The 20,836-nt window shown below is 40.6% G+C and carries 14 protein-coding genes; 7 read left to right on the top strand and 7 right to left on the bottom strand.

All coding sequences use genetic code 11. The annotated features are described in order from the left end of the window. Nucleotides 1-165 precede the first annotated feature (165 nt). Nucleotides 166-1,266 carry a metallophosphoesterase family protein gene (locus CAL6303_RS14975; RefSeq protein ID WP_015198652.1) on the top strand — a complete coding sequence of 367 codons (1,101 nt, stop codon included), beginning with the start codon at nt 166-168 and terminating at the stop codon, nt 1,264-1,266. Nucleotides 1,267-1,300: 34 nt separating this feature from the next. After that, nucleotides 1,301-1,960: a CAP domain-containing protein gene (locus CAL6303_RS14970; RefSeq protein ID WP_015198651.1), complete on the top strand. Its 660-nt coding sequence runs from the start codon at nt 1,301-1,303 to the stop codon at nt 1,958-1,960. Between the two features lie 293 nt (nt 1,961-2,253). Here the strand turns inward: CAL6303_RS14970 and CAL6303_RS14965 are convergent, their stop codons facing one another. Both CAL6303_RS14965 and CAL6303_RS14960 read right to left on the bottom strand, forming a co-directional pair. After that, nucleotides 2,254-3,579, bottom strand: coding sequence for a hemolysin family protein (locus CAL6303_RS14965; RefSeq protein ID WP_015198650.1), 1,326 nt, complete (start codon nt 3,577-3,579; stop codon nt 2,254-2,256). Nucleotides 3,580-4,048: 469 nt separating this feature from the next. After that, nucleotides 4,049-4,897, bottom strand: coding sequence for a M28 family peptidase (locus CAL6303_RS14960; RefSeq protein ID WP_041740617.1), 849 nt, complete (start codon nt 4,895-4,897; stop codon nt 4,049-4,051). Nucleotides 4,898-5,162: 265 nt separating this feature from the next. Here CAL6303_RS14960 and dnaK point away from each other — a divergent pair, with 265 nt between their 5' ends. The 3 genes from dnaK to rpoD all read left to right on the top strand — a co-directional run bounded on the left by dnaK (nt 5,163) and on the right by rpoD (nt 11,812). Then, a complete protein-coding gene (dnaK, locus tag CAL6303_RS14955) occupies nt 5,163-7,346 on the top strand; it encodes a molecular chaperone DnaK (protein WP_015198648.1) in 2,184 nt (727 codons plus the stop codon). Between the two features lie 451 nt (nt 7,347-7,797). After that, the gene (locus CAL6303_RS14950; protein WP_015198647.1) at nt 7,798-8,778 is read left to right on the top strand and encodes a DnaJ C-terminal domain-containing protein; all 981 of its coding nucleotides are present in this window, start codon (nt 7,798-7,800) and stop codon (nt 8,776-8,778) included. Nucleotides 8,779-10,642: 1,864 nt separating this feature from the next. Continuing rightward, the gene (gene rpoD / locus CAL6303_RS14945; RefSeq protein ID WP_015198645.1) at nt 10,643-11,812 is read left to right on the top strand and encodes an RNA polymerase sigma factor RpoD; all 1,170 of its coding nucleotides are present in this window, start codon (nt 10,643-10,645) and stop codon (nt 11,810-11,812) included. A 194-nt stretch (nt 11,813-12,006) separates the two neighbouring features. Here the strand turns inward: rpoD and CAL6303_RS14940 are convergent, their stop codons facing one another. Then, nucleotides 12,007-12,186: a chlorophyll a/b-binding protein gene (locus CAL6303_RS14940; RefSeq protein WP_015198644.1), complete on the bottom strand. Its 180-nt coding sequence runs from the start codon at nt 12,184-12,186 to the stop codon at nt 12,007-12,009. Nucleotides 12,187-12,563: 377 nt separating this feature from the next. After that, nucleotides 12,564-15,074, bottom strand: coding sequence for a DNA topoisomerase (ATP-hydrolyzing) subunit A (gyrA, locus tag CAL6303_RS14935; protein WP_015198643.1), 2,511 nt, complete (start codon nt 15,072-15,074; stop codon nt 12,564-12,566). Between the two features lie 416 nt (nt 15,075-15,490). Here gyrA and CAL6303_RS14930 point away from each other — a divergent pair, with 416 nt between their 5' ends. Further along, entirely contained in the window at nt 15,491-15,895 is a 405-nt protein-coding gene (locus CAL6303_RS14930; RefSeq protein WP_015198642.1) for a response regulator, read from the top strand. Between the two features lie 453 nt (nt 15,896-16,348). Here CAL6303_RS14930 and CAL6303_RS14925 read toward each other — a convergent pair whose 3' ends face one another. The 3 genes from CAL6303_RS14925 to CAL6303_RS14915 all read right to left on the bottom strand — a co-directional run bounded on the left by CAL6303_RS14925 (nt 16,349) and on the right by CAL6303_RS14915 (nt 18,853). Continuing rightward, a complete protein-coding gene (locus CAL6303_RS14925; protein ID WP_015198640.1) occupies nt 16,349-17,203 on the bottom strand; it encodes a tetratricopeptide repeat protein in 855 nt (284 codons plus the stop codon). A gap of 105 nt (nt 17,204-17,308) precedes the next feature. Beyond that, nucleotides 17,309-18,478, bottom strand: coding sequence for a hypothetical protein (locus CAL6303_RS14920; protein WP_015198639.1), 1,170 nt, complete (start codon nt 18,476-18,478; stop codon nt 17,309-17,311). A 180-nt stretch (nt 18,479-18,658) separates the two neighbouring features. Next, nucleotides 18,659-18,853, bottom strand: coding sequence for a CbtB domain-containing protein (locus tag CAL6303_RS14915; RefSeq protein ID WP_041740615.1), 195 nt, complete (start codon nt 18,851-18,853; stop codon nt 18,659-18,661). 421 nt (nt 18,854-19,274) lie between these two features. On the opposite strand from CAL6303_RS14915, the gene CAL6303_RS14905 reads away from it, so the two are divergent. Beyond that, entirely contained in the window at nt 19,275-19,601 is a 327-nt protein-coding gene (locus CAL6303_RS14905) for a YnfA family protein (protein ID WP_015198636.1), read from the top strand. The last annotated feature ends 1,235 nt before the right edge of the window (nt 19,602-20,836 follow it).

Below are 20,836 nucleotides of genomic sequence, written 5' to 3'. Positions count from 1 at the left end.
TATTTGGGAAATTACTTAAATTACCCACCATATACGCTGAATAACTGATAAATGATAACTGTTCACTGATTTAAATTTTCCATAAGCAGAGCATTCCAGCTAGAGCTATACTACTTGTAAAAAGACTTTTTTTACACCTACATTATAAAATCATACTTCTATTCAATGACTCCTAATTTTCGCTTTGCGGTAGTCAGTGATTTACATGTCGCTCTTTCCCACACTATTTGGGATCATCCTAGTCGCTTCCATTTAGTCGAAGTGAGTATTCCAGCATTTGAGAGTATCCTGGAACATTTAACACAACTAGATTTAGATTTTCTCCTATTACCTGGTGACTTAACTCAGCATGGTGAATCAGAGAATCATCAATGGTTACAAGAACGTTTAGCACATCTGCCATTTCCCACCTATGTGATTCCAGGAAATCACGATGTTCCAGTTTTAGAAGCCGATCAGCAGTCGATTGGTTTTCACGATTTTCCCCATTATTATCGCAAATTTGGTTACGAAAATACAGACAAACTCTACTATACTTCTCATCTGCTTCCAGGAGTGCGTTTAATTGGGCTAAATTCTAATAATTTTAATGCCAAAGGGGAGCAAATTGGCTGTTTAGATGCGGAACAATTACTGTGGTTAGAGGAGGTTTTAGCTGCTGCAAAAGACGAACTAGTATTAGTGATGGTTCATCATAATGTAGTTGAACATCTACCCAATCAATCAAATCACGCAATGGCGAGTCGCTATATGGCAGCAAATGCGACTCAACTATTAGAAATACTGCAACGTTACGGTGTCAAATTAGTATTTACCGGGCATTTACATGTCCAAGATATTGCTTATAGTAATGGTGTATATGATATTACTACAGGCTCCTTGGCAAGTTACCCACACCCCTACAGAATTATCAACTTTTCCGAAGATCTATCAGGTAAACAGCAATTAACAATCACATCCCATCGAGTTGAATCAGTCCCAGATTTTCCCAACCTCCAATCATATTCTCGGAAATGGATGGGCGATCGCAGTTTTTCGTTTATGGTAAGATTATTAACATTACCCCCTCTGAGTCTTCCTGTTTCCCAAGCTGAACAGTTAGCACCAAATTTACGAGAATTTTGGGCAGAAATTGCCGATGGGGATGCATTATTTGATCACCAGAATTTTCCCCAAAAGGTGCGAGATTATTTCCATCAATTTAGCGCTGTGAATTCCTCTGGAGTACCAAGATTGATAGATAACAACGTTTCATTATCGCTGTGACACTGAAAATTGGTTAAAAGGTAAAAAGTAGTTAATGACTGAGAAGAAAAAAGGTATTTGGTGGAAATATAGCCTTTTGTTAGTAGTTCTGATTGCTATCAGTCCAGTGATACATTTTGTCAATCAGGCGCGACGAGGACATCCACTGGATATAAACTACTTTTGGTCAGAACTGTCACCGCTGGCATTATTTGGGCAGGGTTTATATAACGGGAATGGTGGGAAAGATTGGAAAATTGGACAATCGAAGTTAAATTTGCTCACTGCAAACGAAGCGCGATCGCGTGATCAATTAAACGCTTTTGCTCTAGAATTAGTCAACCGCGATCGCACTCTCAATCAAACTGGTAAATTAACTTTAGATAGTCTGCTCACAGAAACTGCCCAACGTCATGCAGAAGACATGAGTCAGCGTAACTACTTTAACCATGTCACACCTGAAGGGAAGAACCCACGCGATCGCTTTTTAGCTTCAGGGGGCAGTAAACTAGTTGCTGTTGGTGAAAATATTTCCCAAAGTGGCAATAAAGGTGCAAGTTTTACATACGGTATTGCTGAGGAACTCCAACGCGGTTGGATGTACAGCAACGGACATCGGGAAAATTTATTAACAAAGAAATATAAAAAATTCGGTTACGGTATAGCTACTTCACCAAATGGGAAATTGTATGCAGTCCAAATGTTTACAGATTAGGGAATTAGGCTATTGGTGCTTATTAGCTAATTGAGTTAACTAAAAACTACTATCAGAAATCCAGTTCTAAAAAAAATCGCTGCGTTGAGATACCCGACTTTTTTAAAAAAGTCGGGTATCTAGTTTATTAGACTAGATAAAATTGCATAATCCCTTAACTGTCAACTATATCGCAACCTTAGTAATGTAAATTGATTAACTTATAACTTTCGCTTATTTACCATCTAACCTGCACACTTAAAAAGTTTTAAACCAAGTCTTGCACTTTATTTAATCTACATTCCTTAAAATATCTAGCTTTCATCGGCAACTTCCGCAGACTTATAATCCTTAGGAATCACCAACACTTTATCAACACGATTCCCATCCATATCCATCACTTCAAAGCGCATTCCTTGCCACTCAAAATGGTCAGCAGCAGCCGGAATTCGTCCCAGTTGAGTAATCACAAATCCACCTAATGTTTGGTAGCTGCCTCTATCTTCAGAGTGTAGTTCGTCAACATCAAATAGTTCTAAAAACTCATCAACTGCCAACATTCCATCTAATAACCAAGTTCCATCTTCACGCTGAATAATTTGTGGATCATCTTGATCTTCCATTGTGGGGACATCTCCAACAATTTCAATCATCACATCATTGAGGGTGACAAGTCCTTGGATAACTCCATATTCATCCACCACTAAAGCCATGTGGGTGACGGTTTGTTTGAACATTTCCAGAACTTTTAAGCCACGGGTACTTTCTGGCACAAATACTGGCTGCCTTAAACCCACAGTTAAGTCCATCTGTTGTCCCGTGAAACAACGTGCCAGTAAGTCAGTTACTGGAATTACTCCCAAAACATTATCCAGCCCACCTTGACACACTGGGTAGCGAGAATAACCACTTTCAATAATTTTCTGGCGATTTTCTTCGGCTGTATCTTCCAAATCTAGCCAAACAATATCAGGACGTGGTGTCATTAAAGCACTAACTGGGCGATCGCCTAAACGGAAAATACGTTCAACCATATCTTGCTCGGCTTCTTCAAATGTCCCTTCTTCTGTTCCTTGCTCAATTAGAACTTTAATTTCTTCTTCTGTCACTTGGGGTTCGGTGGAGGGTTTAATTCCTAATATGCGGAGAATAGTTTCAGTAGAAGCACTAAGCAAATAAACAATAGGAGTAGTAATCTTAGACAGCAGTTGCATCGGTAATGCCAGAACTGATGCGATCGCTTCCGGGTGATTAAGCGCTAAACGCTTAGGAACTAGTTCACCTAAGATCAATGTTAGGTATGTAATAATGAGAATCGCAAATCCTTTTGATACTTGCTCCTGATAACTTGGGGTAAGACTAATGGAGCTTAGTAAAGGTTGCAATCTTTTGGCAATAGTTTCTTCACCATATGCACCCGACAGAATCGTCAACAGTGTAATCCCAATTTGGACAGTACCCAAAAATTTATTGGGGGAAGATGCTAAATTCAGTGCCGCACGAGCTTTTAGATCACCACGCTCTGCCAAATGTTGCAAGCGTGCTTTGCGCGAGGACAAAATCGCCAACTCTGACATAACAAATAAGCCATTGGCGAGAACCAATAAAAGAATAATTAAAATTTCGACTGCTGATGACATTCTGATGTGTTGCCGATCACGGCGGCGGACTTTGCTTAACTTTAAATTATTACTATCTTGTATTCAAGGTGATGAATACACTATTGAACAAGAATAATTATGTTCTACCAATAATTAAGGATTACAGGGTTTTGAATAGGCGAAGGTTGTAAGGCTCAACTCATATAGGGAGGTGCTTTCGACTTAATTTATAATTCTTTACATTTTTTATTTCGCCCATCTTACCCGTAATTGACAAAGCCATAGTCAAGAAGAGGAAAGGGCTTGCTCCCCCCGCCTCTTCAGTCAACCTTGCCCCCTAGCGGCGAGGTGTTTGAGATCGTCGATCATTGAAGAGTTAAATTGATTTAGTTTAATTATTGGCAGTTTCATGATGGAGCTAAAGATACCTATACAAGAGTCCCTTGCTCAACGCGATCGCTTAGAGACATCAATGTAAATAAAATATCCGAAATAAGCATAAATATTTTCACAAATTTCTAATTCCCCTTTCCAAACCCTGACAAACCCCAGTTAGAAAATCTAAATCCAAAGTAGCAATTGTATCGCTAGGTTCGTGGTAATAGGGATTTCGCATATCCGCAGTATCTGTCACCAAAATAGCTGGATAACCTAAATCCCAAAAGGGTGCGTGATCACTTCTACGTGTCTGGCGGACAATCAAGCCACGATTTGGCACAGGTAGCCACTGACTAGGGATACCAACCTTCCGCATACCACGACTAACACCAATTAAGTCGCCTAAAGTTCTCCAAGTGCCAATTAAAGCAATAAAATTACCTTTATGGGGATAAAACTTTTCTAAAGGTGGTGGATATACTTGAGAATGATCTTCCTGACTGCGATATCCCAGCATTTCCAAAGACAACATCAGACGTAAAGATTGCTGCTCTTGCTTGAGTTTAGCTGCATAACTAGCACTACCAAGTAAACCATATTCCTCCATATCAAAGGCTACTAAGCGTAGGGGATACTTGGTAGGTGCGGAGGCAAATATTCGTGCCAACTCCAGTAAAACAGCAACACCTGTAGCGTTGTCGTCAGCCCCAGGTGAACCAGGTACCGCATCATAATGAGCACCAATCAAAATAGGTGGTAAAGTGACTTTGGCAAATTTTGGATCACAAGGTAAATTCAGAATAAGGTTGCGACAGATTTTGCTGCGGACTTCAAAGGTGTGGATTTCCACACTTCCCCATTGCAAAAATTGCTGCTGAATGTATTGTTGGACTAAGAAATGTCCTCCGGAAGCGATATAAGGGTCGCGTTCTCGGACAATATGTGTTAGGTGAGTTTGAAGTTGTTGATTTAAATTCACAAAGCTGATGATTCGCGCAATAAACCCACGGTTCCCTGGGATACTCTTTACGAGGACTGCCACCACCGCATAATAACTGAAAAATAACTAAATTCTAGATTATGAGTCAAAATCCTCAGTAATATTTTTAATACATACAGCTTTATTTGTAATGTTAATTTTGTGATGTTAACTTTGGACATCGCAACTGCAAGATAGAATAAATCAAGCATTGGTTCAGTGACAATAAATTCTTGATATTAAGACGTTAGGAGAAGAGCAACGCATGGGCAAGGTAGTCGGCATTGACTTGGGTACGACAAACTCAGTAGTTGCCGTCATGGAGGGAGGAAAACCAGTTGTGATTGCCAATGCAGAAGGTACGCGAACAACTCCCTCCGTGGTGGGCTTTAGCAAAGATGGTGAACGTGTTGTAGGACAAATGGCACGTCGGCAAACTGTCCTCAACCCTCAAAATACTTATTTTGCTATCAAACGTTTTATCGGGCGCAAATATGCCGAACTAAACCCGGAATCGAAGCGCATTCCCTATACTGTTCGCAAAGACGAAGTGGGTAATATTAAGGTTGTTTGCCCACGTTTAAGTAAGGAATTTTCCCCCGAAGAAATTTCGGCGATGATTCTCAAGAAGTTGGCAGATGATGCTAGCCGTTATTTAGGTATGCCTGTAACTGGTGCTGTGATTACAGTTCCGGCATATTTTAATGACTCCCAACGCCAAGCCACCAGGGATGCTGGGAGAATTGCTGGTTTAGATGTACTCAGAATTCTCAACGAACCCACGGCAGCTTCTTTGGCGTATGGTTTAGATCGGGGAGAAAGTGAGTTAATCTTGGTGTTCGATTTGGGTGGTGGCACCTTTGATGTCTCAATTTTGGAAATCGGCGACGGTGTGTTTGAAGTGAAATCCACCAGCGGGGATACCCAACTAGGGGGGAATGACTTTGATAATAAAATTGTGGGCTGGTTGGCAGAACAATTTTTAGAGACGGAAGGGGTAGACTTACGTAAGGATAGACAAGCCTTACAGCGATTAATGGAAGCAGCAGAGAAAGCCAAAATTGAACTTTCTGCCGTCAGCGTCACCGATATCAATTTACCCTTTATTACCGCCACCGAAGACGGACCAAAACATATCGAAACTCGCTTAACGCGATCGCAGTTTGAATCCCTATGCGATGATCTCGTTGGACGTGTTCGCAATCCTGTAAAACGTTCCCTCCGCGACGCTGGTTTAACCCCAGAAGACATTGATGAGGTGGTTTTGGTGGGAGGTTCCACCCGAATGCCCATGATCAAGCAATTAATTGAAGCTTTAATTGGCATCGAAGCAAACGAAAATGTCAACCCTGACGAGGTTGTGGCGATTGGTGCCGCAATTCAAGCTGGGATTTTGGGTGGCGAACTCAAAGATATTCTACTTCTGGATGTCACCCCCCTTTCCATCGGTTTGGAAACAATTGGCGGTGTTGCCAAAAAACTCATTCCCCGCAACACAACCATCCCGGTACGCCGTTCGGATATCTTCTCCACGTCCGAAAACAACCAGAACACTGTGGAAATCCACGTAGTTCAAGGTGAGCGGGAAATGGCAAGCGATAACAAGTCCCTGGGACGTTTCAAGCTATATGGCATTCCCCCAGCCCCCAGAGGTATTCCCCAAGTCCAGGTATCATTTGATGTGGATGCTAACGGTATTCTCCAAGTTACAGCATTAGACCGCACCACTGGAAGAGAGCAAAGCATTACAATTCAAGGAGCCTCCACCCTCAGCGAATCAGAAATTAACCTGGCAGTGCGAGAAGCGGAGAAATTCGCCGAAATCGATCGCCAACGCAAAGAAAAAGTCGAAAAACGTACCCGTGCCGAAACCCTAATTCAGCAAAGTGAAAGACAACTGCGAGAAATCGCCCTAGATTTCGGGATGCAATTTGCCCGCAGCCGCCGCACCTCCATTGACAACATCTGTCGGGAATTGCGGGAAGCCCTCCAAGCTAATGATGAGCGAGGTATCGATCAAACCTACGCCGATTTGCAAGATGCCCTCTACGAACTTAATCGGGAAGTTCGTCAATATTACGCCGACGACGAAGATGACGATTTATTTGGCACCATCAAGGATATTTTCACAGGTGGTGACAAAGATGACCGCGATGATTCCCGTGGTTATGGTCGCAGCACCTATAGTGGCGATAGCTATAATCGTGATTATGGCAAAGATCGTAACAGCTATGGACAGGATAATTACGGTCGAGATGCTGGCAGAAACCAAGATAATTATGGTCAAGACTCCAATCGAGATCGAGGACGCGGTAACTACAACGATGCCAGCTATAGACGTACTTCTGAAGGTGGATTAGGCAGCGGTAAACAGCGTAGTGATTCTCGTGGAGGAACACCACGTCCTACTTATCAAGATAATTGGGATGACGATGATGACTGGCTATAAATAGTAAGGGTGACTAAATCTCACGAAGAAAGTTGACTTTTCAGCCCCTTTAACAATAAACCTACGGTGTACACGCAAGTATAATACCGACTTGTGTGTACAAAAGAGCTTGTTCTGACTGGAGGCGGAGCCAAAGGATAAAGGATATGCATTCCTTGCCGGAGACAAGGAACGAGTTAGAGAAAAGATATTGAGTGAAAATTGAGCCTCTAGAAAAGCACTAAGAGGCAACATTTGCTTATTTTGCTAACAGGGCGGGTTTTCCGCCTTTACGTTAGTAAATATATTTGTCTATTCTAAAAATAATTCCGTTAATACGGAATTTAGATTTAATATTTTGTAATCAGTAACTAAAGTGTCAACAATTCTAAACCAAAGTTAGCTTTGAACGTTCTTTAAATCCCTATATCAAAAAAAATAAAATCTCAGATATCAATTAAAACTAGTGACTATGCCGCAGAATTTGCAGAATTTTCGTGATTATTACGAAATTTTGGGAGTAACCAAAGATGCATCCTACGATGACATCAGAAAAGCTTACCGAAAATTAGCGCTGCAATACCATCCTGATCGTAACCAGGGTAATGCTCAAGCTGCTGAAAAATTTAAGGATATTAACGAAGCAAAAGAAGTTCTTTTAGACGAAGCTAAACGCTCTCAATACGACGAGTTTAGCCGCTACTGGAAGCAAAAGGGCTTTTCCTCCCAAAAAACTCCCAAAGTCAAAACTTGGGGAGGTAATGGTAATAGTCGAACTGATAACGGTGAAGTAGATCCTAGCCAGTTTGATAGTTTTGATAGTTTTATCAATCAGGTGATGGGTGTAAATAGTAGCACTCGTAAGACAACATCAACTAACACTGATCCTTTCCGCGAACCAAATCGGAAAGTTGCCTATACACCCAATCCACGTCCTAGTCGTCGTGATATCGAAGCTAGACTGACTGTTCCCCTAGAAAAGGCTTACAATGGTGGTTTAGAAAGAATTCGTCTTGAAGATGGACGTTCTTTAGAGGTAAATATGCCTGGTGCTATGGTGACAGGTCAAACTATTCGCCTCCGCGATCAAGGCATTAATGGTGGTGATTTATACCTAAAAATCACCGTTGAACCTCATCCACTATTTAAACTCGAAGGTACCAATATTTTCTGTCAGGTACCCGTGACACCCAGTGAAGCTGTACTTGGTGGGCAAGTTGAAGCCCCAACCCTAGATGGTCCGGTGAAAATGAGTATCCCCCAAGGTGTACGCTCTGGTCAAAGATTTCGTCTGGCAAATAAGGGTTATCCTCAAGAAAATGGCAAACGTGGCGATCAGTTGGTGGAAATTCAAATAGTTACACCTAAAACTATTACCCAAGAAGAACGGGAACTTTACGAGAAGCTAAGACAAATCGAAACTTTCAAACCCCGTGCAGATTTTATTCGCTAATTAAGTAATAGTGCAAAATTAATCATACATTCCGAAACAGGCTGTAGGCAGTTGGGGTAAGTAACTCACCAATCAGCGAAGAAAGAATATAGTGGACAAATGGCAGGTTAAAATACGTGTCATTAGTCCCGCTTATACTATCTATAATTTATTCGTCATCTTATGCTAATTGCTAAGGCTGGGGCTGATAATCAAACACAGAGGGCAAAAATTCTAGCTAAATTCGCCCTGAAAATAATTTATTCACAAAAATTTACTATTTTTTTGTCAAAATATTTCAATGATATTGGCGCTACCGTCTGATAGATAATTATGATTTTAATGAATGTAGATAATAAATATACCTTATGACTACTAAGTGGCTTGAACTAAAATTTATTGTGTCTATATAGGCAACTTTTCTGCGTCCCGCAACTAGGGGGAAACACTGAAAAATCAAGCTTTTTTACTTGCTAGACGAGAATTAGCCCTCCAATTAATTATGCGATCGCTACATCAATCCGATGACATTCTTAAACTCAGCATGTTTTTATTTCCAGCAAAATCGGAAATATAGTCATTCTGACTATGACTTAGAAAAGTTTTTATAGTGATATTTTTGCAACTACCCTATGCACTTTTGTAGCCAGTGAGCTAATATTGTTACTCTTGAGTACCAAATGACTTGTGAATTGATTAAAATACGTTGTATACAATAAAAATAGTTTGTGTTTACTGATTTCAGCAAAGCACTAACAAACCATTAAAATTAAATAAGCTAAATTTGAATAAATCTGCCCAATGGGTTGAATTTATCTAAAACTAAACTACTTAGTTAAAGTCAAGCGTATCCTATTCCTCAGAATGAAACATCTGAAGCGGTATACCAGAATACAAGACATAAACAAGAGCTAGTAGTGTACATAAATGGATTAAACAGCAACAAACTTAGAGGTGAAAGGTTTTTTCCTGGCATCCACATTAGTGATGTCTGCTAACTAGTATCAACTTATCCTAAAGATTGATTGAAAGCTGTTAACAACAGCACATTTTGTCACCTGCGGCTAAGTTGAGTAAACATAGTCTAAAAAGTCAGGATCAATTACATACTTAAGTATTTAATTAAGGAAATACCAAAATGAATGCAGGCAAGCTAATAGTGCAGTTGATCTAAATTATCCTCTCGCTAGATAATTGGTGTTTTAGTAGACCCAATAAAGTTGACTAAAACATCTGTACTCGATTTTAAAAATCGAAGTACCTTGCCGTAAGTTCCAAAAATGTTCGGCTAAGTCAGGTCGTAACAACCTGGTTGCATGTCTTTTTGGTAAAACAGACTTGGACTTTTTTGATTAGTTTGTAAGTGAAACACAAAAAGCGTGCATTTTTTGTGAAACAGGCTACAATCGGAACAGTCTTTACAAAAGTGTTTCCTAAACACAATATTTGGTTGTAATGGATTAATGCTTTGAGAAAGACAAGTCTTTTGTAGACTAACAAGTTCAAAGCTAACAAGTTCAAAGCTTTGTTATCTACCAACATTGATATTATTTACTAAGATGGGGGAGTTAACTAGAAATTTTCTGTCACCAAGTAAAGCTCTTAAATATAGGTTTGTTTGTGATGACAGCGACAATTTAGTTATCACTCTGAGATCCTGAAACATAAGGTAATATTCAGCCTCATGTTTCAATTATTCTCATCTATTACATTTGGAAAATTCATTCAACAAAATTTCCCGAAGTGTGTTAGAACTTCCGAAAACATCTTAATGTAAATTAGTCATAAACCTCTTTAATGAGGTGAAAGATAAACCGCCGATTTTAACAGCGGTACATTCATAGTCTTGAGTAATCGATTCTGCAAGGAGCATGAGGAACGCGGCATGAACCAGGCTAACAACGTACTCGAAAATATCTATCAGCCTGAAGTAGCAATTATCGGTCAGCCTGATATCGAGTTAGAAGAGCTTTTAATTGAAGATGAAGACGATTTACTACTCACTGATGAAGGCGATGACGAGTTTATAGACTCTCAGTCTGATGAGGACGACACCAAGCCTGGAAAAGGTGTAAAGTCACGTCGTCGAGCACAGGCGAAAAAGAAGCACTATACAGAAGATTCGATTCGTCTTTACTTGCAAGAAATTGGTCGAATTCGACTTCTACGTGCGGACGAAGAAATTGAATTGGCACGGAAAATTGCTGATTTATTGGAATTAGAGCGTATCCGTGAAAAATTATCCCAGCAGCTAGATCGTGATCCTAAAGATAGCGAATGGGCTGAAGCTGTACAGGTTCCTCTACCACAATTCCGCTACCGTCTGCATATCGGTCGTCGGGCAAAAGATAAGATGGTGCAATCCAACTTGCGACTTGTGGTTTCAATTGCCAAGAAATACATGAATCGTGGTTTATCCTTCCAAGATTTGATTCAAGAAGGTAGCCTTGGTTTGATTCGTGCGGCAGAGAAATTTGACCATGAAAAAGGTTACAAGTTCTCAACATACGCAACATGGTGGATTCGTCAAGCTATTACAAGGGCAATTGCAGATCAATCCCGCACTATTCGTCTACCTGTCCACTTGTACGAAACCATTTCCCGGATCAAGAAAACCACCAAGCTGTTGTCTCAGGAGATGGGACGTAAACCAACCGAAGAAGAAATCGCTACTCGGATGGAAATGACCATTGAAAAGTTGAGGTTCATTGCTAAATCTGCCCAGCTACCAATTTCTTTGGAAACACCCATTGGTAAAGAGGAAGATTCTCGCTTAGGTGACTTTATTGAGTCTGACGGTGAAACACCTGAAGATCAAGTATCTAAAAACTTGTTACGGGAAGATCTAGAAAAAGTTCTTGATAGCCTCAGCCCTCGTGAACGGGATGTTTTGCGTTTACGTTACGGTTTAGATGATGGCAGAATGAAAACTTTGGAAGAGATTGGGCAAATTTTCAACGTTACTCGTGAACGTATTCGCCAAATTGAAGCGAAAGCGCTACGCAAGTTACGTCACCCCAACCGGAACAGTGTTTTAAAAGAATATATCCGTTAACAGTTATCGGTTTGATAGGACATGAAACTAACATGTCCTATATTTTTAACGGTACGCGAAAGTCCCCACCCTCAATATTTAGTTGCTAATCCTTAGTTAAGCTTTAACAAACCAACTAAAAAGCCTGGCGGCGCAATTATGCACCACCAGGCTTTCTAGTTTTTATACTTTTCTAGTTCCGCACTATCCTCAGTTTAGAGGATACCCCAGAAGTGCAAGAAACCTTGACCTGAGAACAATTCAATCAAAGCTGCTGCTACAAAACCTATCATAGCCAAGCGACCATTCCAAACTTCTGCTTGAGGTGTGAAGCCCCAGCGCCAAGCGTTGCGATTTTCGTTTACGGGTGTGGTTACTTTATTTGTAGTTTGCATAATTGTTACTCCCAGAAGGAATTACGAAGTTTTATTGCTCTATGTAAACTAATATAACAAAGATTTTAATTGTTGCATAAGTTTACATATACAGAAATATTATTGCAATTTGCAATTGTTCTTATTTTACTTATTGATAGTATTTGTCGCTTGGTCAAGTAGAAAAAAAAAGACGTTCCGGTGAAACGTCTCTAGTAGTTTGTCAATTTTATTTTGACGGTTGTAGAGACGTAACATTCCTACGTCTCTACACCGTCATTTTTATCGTGTGAATCACGGATATATAGATAAAGAAGACCACGGCGATTAAAATCGTTTAGCCTGGGTGCCGCCCGTACAGATAGATAGGTCTGATGATTTATTTTTTGGATTTGATTTTACTTTAATTCCATAACCGTAGTTACTTTCTCATCACGGTTAGGAACCAGAATGCGTAATCCACCACCGTAGGTATCACTCTTGGTATCTTTGGTTGATATTGGGATGCTAGAGACAGGAATCTTGATGATGCGTTGTTGATTTGTAATTAAAACAATTTCGGGAACAGAACTGGTTTTAACAATTCCTGCCAAGTTATCAGTTTTACTCAATTTCAAAGATTGCGCTCCCAAATCACCACGATTTGCACGAGGTAGTTGGGTGACAGCCATACGTTTAGCATATCCTTCTTCAGTCACAATCAAAAAGTCATCATTCATTGCCAAAGCTAAACCACCAGCCATACGCTGTTGTTTGCCCAAACGTAAAGCTTGTAACCCCATAGCTGCGCGTCCCATAGCTGGCAATTGTAAATCGTTGATTTCAAAGCGGAGCATTCTGCCGCCAGAACTAGCAATAATCATTTGCTCACCAGGATTAACAAACTTAGTTAACAACAATTCATCATCGTCCTTTAGCTTCAAAACGGTGGCACCGCGTCGAGTAATTCCCATTAACTCCGTAGCTGCTAGGCGCTTAATTCGTCCTTGCTTTGTGAGGAGAATCATTTCTTGCTCAGAAAGCAAAAAGCGGTTAATGATTCCTTCTTGGGTTCCCTGGGCAGTGCTGGTGAGCAAAGTAATTAGGGGAGTACCCCGTGTATTTTTCCCGGTGGCAGGTGAAATTTCATTTATACCAATGGGGTAGACTTTACCCCCACTAGTAATTACCAAAACATCTTGATTGGTTTCCGTTTGCAAGGTGTTGATAATGAAGTCGTTTTCGGGGATACCGTTATCAATCTTGGATTTGCGATTAGCGGGTTGTCGTCTGACGTAACCGCGATGGGTGAATTCTACGATTACTTCTTCGGCTGGTGTTTCCAACTTCAGAGTGGATGTTTTGGATTTGGGTGTGTCTGCTTCTCCAGATGGATTTCGAGATTCTTTGGTGTTGCGGCTAACTGCTTCTTCCTTGGCAAGCTTAGTACGACGTTCATCACCAAATTTGCGTTTAAGCGATCGCAAGTCTTTCTTAAGGGACTTTAACAGTTCTTTGCGATCGCTTAATAGCCTCCGCAGTATTTCTATTTGGGTTGTGAGTTCGTTAAACTCCTGTTGGAGGTTTTGCTGTTCCAAGCCTGTAAGACGGCGTAACGGCATTGATAAAATGGCATCAGCTTGGACTTCACTCAACTCCAAACGGCTTTGTAAAGTTGGTTTTGCCGAACTACCATCGGGTGCGTGACGCAAAATATCAATTACTGTATCTAAATTCGAGAGGGCTTTGCGTAAACCCTCCACCAAATGTAGACGATTTTCAGCCTTCCCTAACTCATAACTGTAGCGACGGTTGAGAGTTTCCTCCCGGTACTTCAAAAATTCCTGAAGTAAATTTCGTAAACTTAATTGTCGGGGTTGTCCGTCAACAATTGCTAACAAAATCGCCCCAAAATTTGTTTGGAGTGCAGTTTGGTGGTGTAAATTCTGGAGAACTTCTTGGGGATTGGTATCGCGCTTCAATTCTATTACCACTCGCATCCCTTCGCGATCGCTTTCGTCGCGCAAGTCAGAAATTCCGTGTAAACGTCCCTGGTTAACTAATTCGGCAACCTTTTCAATCCAACCAGCTTTATTTACTTGATATGGTAATTCCGTGACAATAATGGCATTGCGTCGTTTAGTGCCGCGAGTTGCTGCAATTTCTTCAATATTGACAACCCCCCGCAGCACAATACTACCTCGTCCTGTAGTGTAGGCTTCACGAATCCCCGCCGTCCCAACAATTTCGCCACCTGTAGGGAAATCTGGACCCGGTATGAATTCAAACAACTTTTCATCTGACAATTCTGGGTTATCAATGAGGGCAATCAACCCATCCACAACCTCGCAAAGGTTATGTGGTGGGACATTAGTTGCCATTCCCACCGCAATCCCCGCACAACCATTAAGTATCAAAAATGGTAATTGGGCAGGTAATACGGTTGGTTCCTGCTGGGAATTATCGAAGTTACCGATAAATTCTACAGTTTCTTCGCCAATTTCCGTCAGCATCCCCTCATGACCAATTGCTGCAAGGCGAGTTTCGGTGTAACGCATGGCAGCTGGTGGATCGTTATCCACACTCCCGAAGTTACCATGTCCTGCCAACAATGGGTAGCGGCTGGAAAAATCCTGTACCAACCGCACTAAAGCATCATAAACCGACTGATCCCCGTGGGGGTGATATTTACCCAACACATCCCCCACTACACGAGCGCATTTACGGTAAGGTCGATCTGGTACCAAACCTAACTCATGCATTGCATATAAAATTCGTCGGTGAACGGGTTTTAAGCCATCACGCACATCTGGCAATGCCCGCCCGACAATCACACTCATGGCATATTCCAGGTAAGATCGCTGCATCTCCGTATGCAGTGCTGTGGTGATTACCTGTCCCGTCGGGAGAAGGTTTAACTGTTTTGCCATGAGTTTTTACCTGAAGTTTAACTACACAAAAGTTGCTAAAAATATCGCCGATATGACGCGGACATGAAATTTTGCTGCAACCACAGCATAACGGATGAAATAGACTTCATCACAATTTTTTTTACCGGTTCAAGGATAAAAAGGGTAGTATTATCCTTGATAAAGAGGATACACATAGATTAATTAGAAGGAGGTTGGCAACTGTTTTATTTAACAGTGAGCAGTGAAAAGTTGTTAGTAAAGAGTGATGTATTTATCGGTCGGGTCAATGTCCCGCACTTCCAGAGAAATGCTAGTCCTCTATGTTTAATGAGCCTGTTGTCCCGAAGGTAAAGAGCTAAAACTCTGATAACTGTTCACTGATAACTGATAACTGATTTAAGTGGTCATCCCCTTACCCTATTAATTAAAATCGCATGAAAACTGTTTTGATTGTTGAAGATGATCTGATTAATGCTCGTGTTTTTTCCAAAATTTTGACCAAACGAGGTGGTCTGGATGTAAAACACACTGAAAACGTGGAAGAGGTGATGCAAATTGCCCAAGCTGGACAGGCGGATATAATCTTGATGGATGTTTCTCTGTCACGAAGTGTTTACCAAGGTAAATCTGTTGATGGCATCAAGATTACACAAATGTTGAAATCAGATCCACAAACTGCCTATTTACCAATTATTTTGGTGACAGCACATGCTATGGAAGGGGATCGTGAAGCTTTTCTCAAGCAAAGTGGGGCTGATGGTTATATTTCCAAACCTGTTGTAGACCATCAACAGTTTGTTGACCAAATTGTGGCACTTTTACCTAAAGACGCGAATTGAGGTATGTAGTGAGGCAGAAAACAGTCGCAATTTTTGGAGTCTATGAATAATATTTTGCTTATGAGTGGTAGGATTCCACTCACAAGCTTTGAATATTTCTACCTGATTTCCTTGTAGCTGTGACATTCTCATCCTCTCAAGCTGGCTTTACTGTTTTTACATTATTACCCCTGATGCTCAGTGGGTAATAACTATCTCAGTTTACAGTACATGTGTATTATGAGGAAGGTTTGCTACTAATTTTTTAGCAGTGGGTTTTGAAAAGCAAATGCTAAATGTCACAAAGTAGTTTCAAGTGATTTTCACAGCACTGGGGGTTTAATTCCCCTGTGTCTATTGTCTATAGACAGCTTATTTTGTATCGGGGTGGCAGCTTTGTGGGGGAAGTTTCCGCCACAAAAGTACCTTGTCCAAATCCCCGTCACAAAACTTACTTGGGATTTGCGACTTGTTTTAACTACCACCCTGTTGAAGAGCAGCTTGAATGGCTGGTAATTCCAGCAACTTTTTTGTGTCTCCGAGGAGACGTTCTCCCCAGAGATTTTGTTTGAGGAATTCTAGATCGGCATAACGTCCATCGATCCGTAGTGCTTGTTCTGCAAAAACTACAGCTTGCTTTTGATCACCCTTAGTGTAGAGAGCAACAGCTAATGCCATCAGTGGTTCTGCCGCTTGTTTTTCGAGGGCTACAGCCGATTGCCATTTTTTGATAGCACCTTGGCTGTCACCTTGTTCGTAGAAGATTAAGCCAATATTGTTGATAGCGGGCCAGAATTTTTGATTTTGGGAGACAGCTTGGTTGTATTGCGCGATCGCATCTGCCAATCTACCCAACATATAATAGGCATTACCCAAATCAAATAAGCCTTCAGAGTCATTGGGTTTTAGTTTTAAACCAGCCTGATAAAATGCCACAGCTTCTTGATATTTTTCCTGCTGAAAACTCACCGAACCCAAAGCAAACTGGATATCCGCATTTTTGGGATTGAGGGTTTGTGCTTTTTTCAAAGCAGTTATAGCATTGGGATAATCTTTGGTTTGCAGATACAAACCACCCAAGAGAAACCAAACTTTATCACTTTTGGGGGCGAGTTGTGAAGCCAAACGGGCGCGTGGCAAAGCCATTTCATACTGCTGGAACTGTCCCAGGGAAGCCGCTTCCTGTGCCAAACTCAAGCCTTGTTTTTCTAATTTTGCGGCATCAAGCTGTAATGTATGGGGTAGTAATGCTTGAGCGCGTACTGGTACAGGCAAACTCGACAAACCACAGACAAGTAAAAGGGAAACTAAATTAATTATTTTCGGCATAACACCGTCTCTATTACGATAAAATATAGAATCTTCCAGCTAGCTTAAACCATCTGGGTTGGGAATTGCTAATTAGCAAACATATCTCCCAGATTAATCTAGGTTCTATGCAGTTCGTTTAACTAACTTATTTTGTAACCACAATCCCATCGCCATCCCAATTCCAACAATTGCAGTAAAGTAAAATAAGCTGACAAACCGAATATAAAGCGGTGGTGCAATCCCTTCAACTTCAACTTCCTGTTCGACTTTCACAGGTGGAAATTGAACATTAGAACCCACTTTAGGAGTTGCCTCAACTTGGATTTTATGGGGTGCGCCATCAAAAAATTGCTGTTGCCAAGTTAACTTACCGTTAGCATCAGGAATTGCTTTGTAAGCAAAAATTGGTAGATTATCTTCAAGTGCAACCGCTTTGACTTGAAAAACCACATCTTTGATACTTTCTCCTGTCTTTCCATCTTTTACCTGGACGCTGTAGTCAGCCATTTTACCGACGGTTGCATCTTTATTTCCTTCCAGACGCACATCTAAACCTTGAACTTTTTGGACAGCAGGCAAAACTTCAGTATTATGTTTCTCACCACCATGTGCTTCTGCCACTTCAGCAGTGATATTGATAAATAACAATAACGCGATCGCGGTTACAATCAAACCGCTTAATAGCAGACGAACACGATATGGTGCGATTTCTCCCGGTTTCAGTTCTTGCTGTCCACCAATTACCAAGCCACCTAACAACCCCACAGCCAACAAAATCGCTACCGTCACGGCTAAATACTTAAACTTAACTGGGTTTTCCGATACGTTCAAAAACAGTGTTTGTTCATAAGGCTGAAAGCTATTCGCGGCTAAAGGTGCCACATTCAAATTAAATTGATACCTTCCCCGAATCGGCAACATTTCCCTAATTTCTAACTTACCTTCTGGTGCTGCTGTTTCCATCTTCAGTAACTTAGTTCCCTCAACAATCGGAAAATCAGTTGTCCAGAAGGGAGTAGGAGAAGGGGTAAGAATTTCTAAACCAATTTTGGCATCTTTTACAGGTTTACCAGTTGCATCTAAAGCTTGAAAAGTCATGGTGACAGGTTCTTGATGTTTAGCAGCACCACCACCTCTAAACGGGATAATTTTTTCCACTGCTGGGTTTGTCACCAGCTGTACTTTTGCGCTTGGTGTTTGGGATACCCCTTTGTAAGATGAAAATATCGAAAGTAGAATGCAAACAAAACTAACCACCGCCAAAAATCTATATTTTCTGTGCATATAAATCATTTATTCCCATGCCTGGTAAGTTTGAAAGCAAAAAGTAAGTAGATGCATTTTTTTAGTTACCTAAGAGAAAATTGCCGATTATCTTAAACAACTAATGGGCTATGACTTTACCACAACCATCATCAGGCAATAAACTGCATCTACAAAGAAGAATTTTTAACTTTTAATCAAAGCTAAAACCTAATGACAAGCAACCAATGGTGTGCTGTGACGGGTAGCATGTGCTGCATTATGAACCGCAGGATAAGTAGAAAACAAGACAGTCCAAATGCTTAACGAACTCAGCATCATAAATAGTGATATCTGTGCTGGTTTAGATAAAGTGATACTCGCTGTTTTTTTCAAAACAGAGGTACGTGGTGAATAAGTTGTCATTTTTAAACCCATTAAAGTGTTAGGTAATTCGCCGACATTCACAAATAATGTCTTAACTAGACATTAGCGTATCTTAGATTTTAGGGGATATCACTGAAATAAATCGATGAAAACCTGATTGAATTTTGTCAATAAATCTATACAATTTGTTTTGAAACTCATACTGACGTTGATGACCGCAAGAGGCAGGGGGAGCAAGCCTTTTCCACCTGCGTGGAGCGGAAACATTTGGGGGGCTTTGCCTCCCAAATAGTTTCCAAGAAGCGGAGTTGAACATGGGTACAACCCCCGTCTTTTTAGGAGGCTTATACGGGGCGGAGTCCAAGCTCTGTCGCGGTCTTCTCCTCTGCTCCCTGCCCCTTTTCCTCTTTCTGACATCAGATAAATAAATATAACTTTTTATACTTTTATCGCCACACCTATGCAGTTAATTAATTCACTTTTTTACTTTATCATTGCGGGTCTGTGCGAAATTGGCGGAGGTTACTTAGTTTGGTTATGGTTACGGGAAGGAAAAAGCCCTTACCTAGGGGTAATCGGCTCAATTTTGCTGATTGTTTACGGATTTGTAGCGACAAAGCAACCTACTAATTTTGGTCGCACCTATGCGGCTTATGGGGGGATATTTATTATTCTTTCCCTAATTTGGAGTTGGAAAATAGATGGTTTTGTACCCGACAAACTAGATTTAATTGGTGGGGGAATTATACTTGGAGGGATTTTGATCATGATGTATGCACCAAGATGACTTCTCAAAAAAACAGAGGCTAGTTGGAACATCTAGCCTCTTATGAGAATTTAGCCACATACCTGAATTAAGGCAGTTCATAGTCGATAAGCTCAGGAGCAAGAGCATTTGCGACAGCACTGATTCTAAAATTTTGCTCTAAATACCTACAAGTGTCTAATTTCCTATTTCAATCAACTCCATCTATTACTTTAGTCATAGGTAACAAAAAAATTTATGCTTGACACCTAATAGAGAGTAAATAATGCTGCACTTGAGAAAATGTTTTCTAAATTTGACATTTTCCTAGTGTAGGTAGTGGTCTGTCAATTTTATTTTGACGGTTGTGTACAAATCCACAATTCCCTAGAGACGTAGCAATGCCACGTCTCTACAAGCGTCATTTTTATCTTGACAGACTAGTAGTGTGATTTGTATATAGTTTTGCATTTTTTAGAGATTAAAACCTGTCATAATTCTGATAGTTTAATTTATCTCAAAAAATAATTTTAGAGTCACTAGATAAAATACCAGGACAAGTAAGGAACGTGGATTAAATAAAGTGCAAAAGTAGGGTGTGTAAGCGCAGCGTAACGCACCATTTCATATTCGAGCAACATTGCATGTTATTAAATTGTCGTTCCTAAGCTATAAAACTAATGTTCAAATCCTGATGTTGATTAAACTTGGTTACAAGTGTGTACTGAGTATTCTTGATGGTTTCTAAAATCCGAGTTGAGAATTAGTATTAAAGTTTAAGATAATTTGGGATTAATCTAATAGTATAAGGTAAAGGTTAAAAGTTAAAAAATCTATCACATATGAGGAATTATACATCTGGCGACGGTGGCAGCGACTCCTTACCTACTAGGAAACTTGGTGAGTATTCTGTATCTGAATCTGTCGCTGTAATTCCGAATCTGCATCACCATAGGTAATACTAATCTTAAGCTCAAGAATGTCAGCTAGGAACGGCTTTTATCTATCTTTAAATTTTATATTGCCGTAACACCACAAATTAGTAACTTCGGTTGCTATCGATGGGGATTTGATGGTGATCTCGGAATCCCTGATCAGACCTCAGCTACTTTACCTCCGGTACACTTTTTCCGGCTCTACTCCTACAAGTACCCTAGTAGTTAACTGATAACTGTTAACTGGTTCTCCCCTTTGAAGTCGAAGCATCAATCAACAAAATGACCTCCTCAAACTGTCATGTCAATAGATTTATTTCGATTTCCCTTGCATTCTTCTTG

Source organism: Calothrix sp. PCC 6303 (assembly GCF_000317435.1).
In the GTDB taxonomy this organism is placed as follows: Bacteria; Cyanobacteriota; Cyanobacteriia; order Cyanobacteriales; family Nostocaceae; genus PCC-6303.
This window is presented reverse-complemented; position numbering and strand designations above follow the sequence as displayed.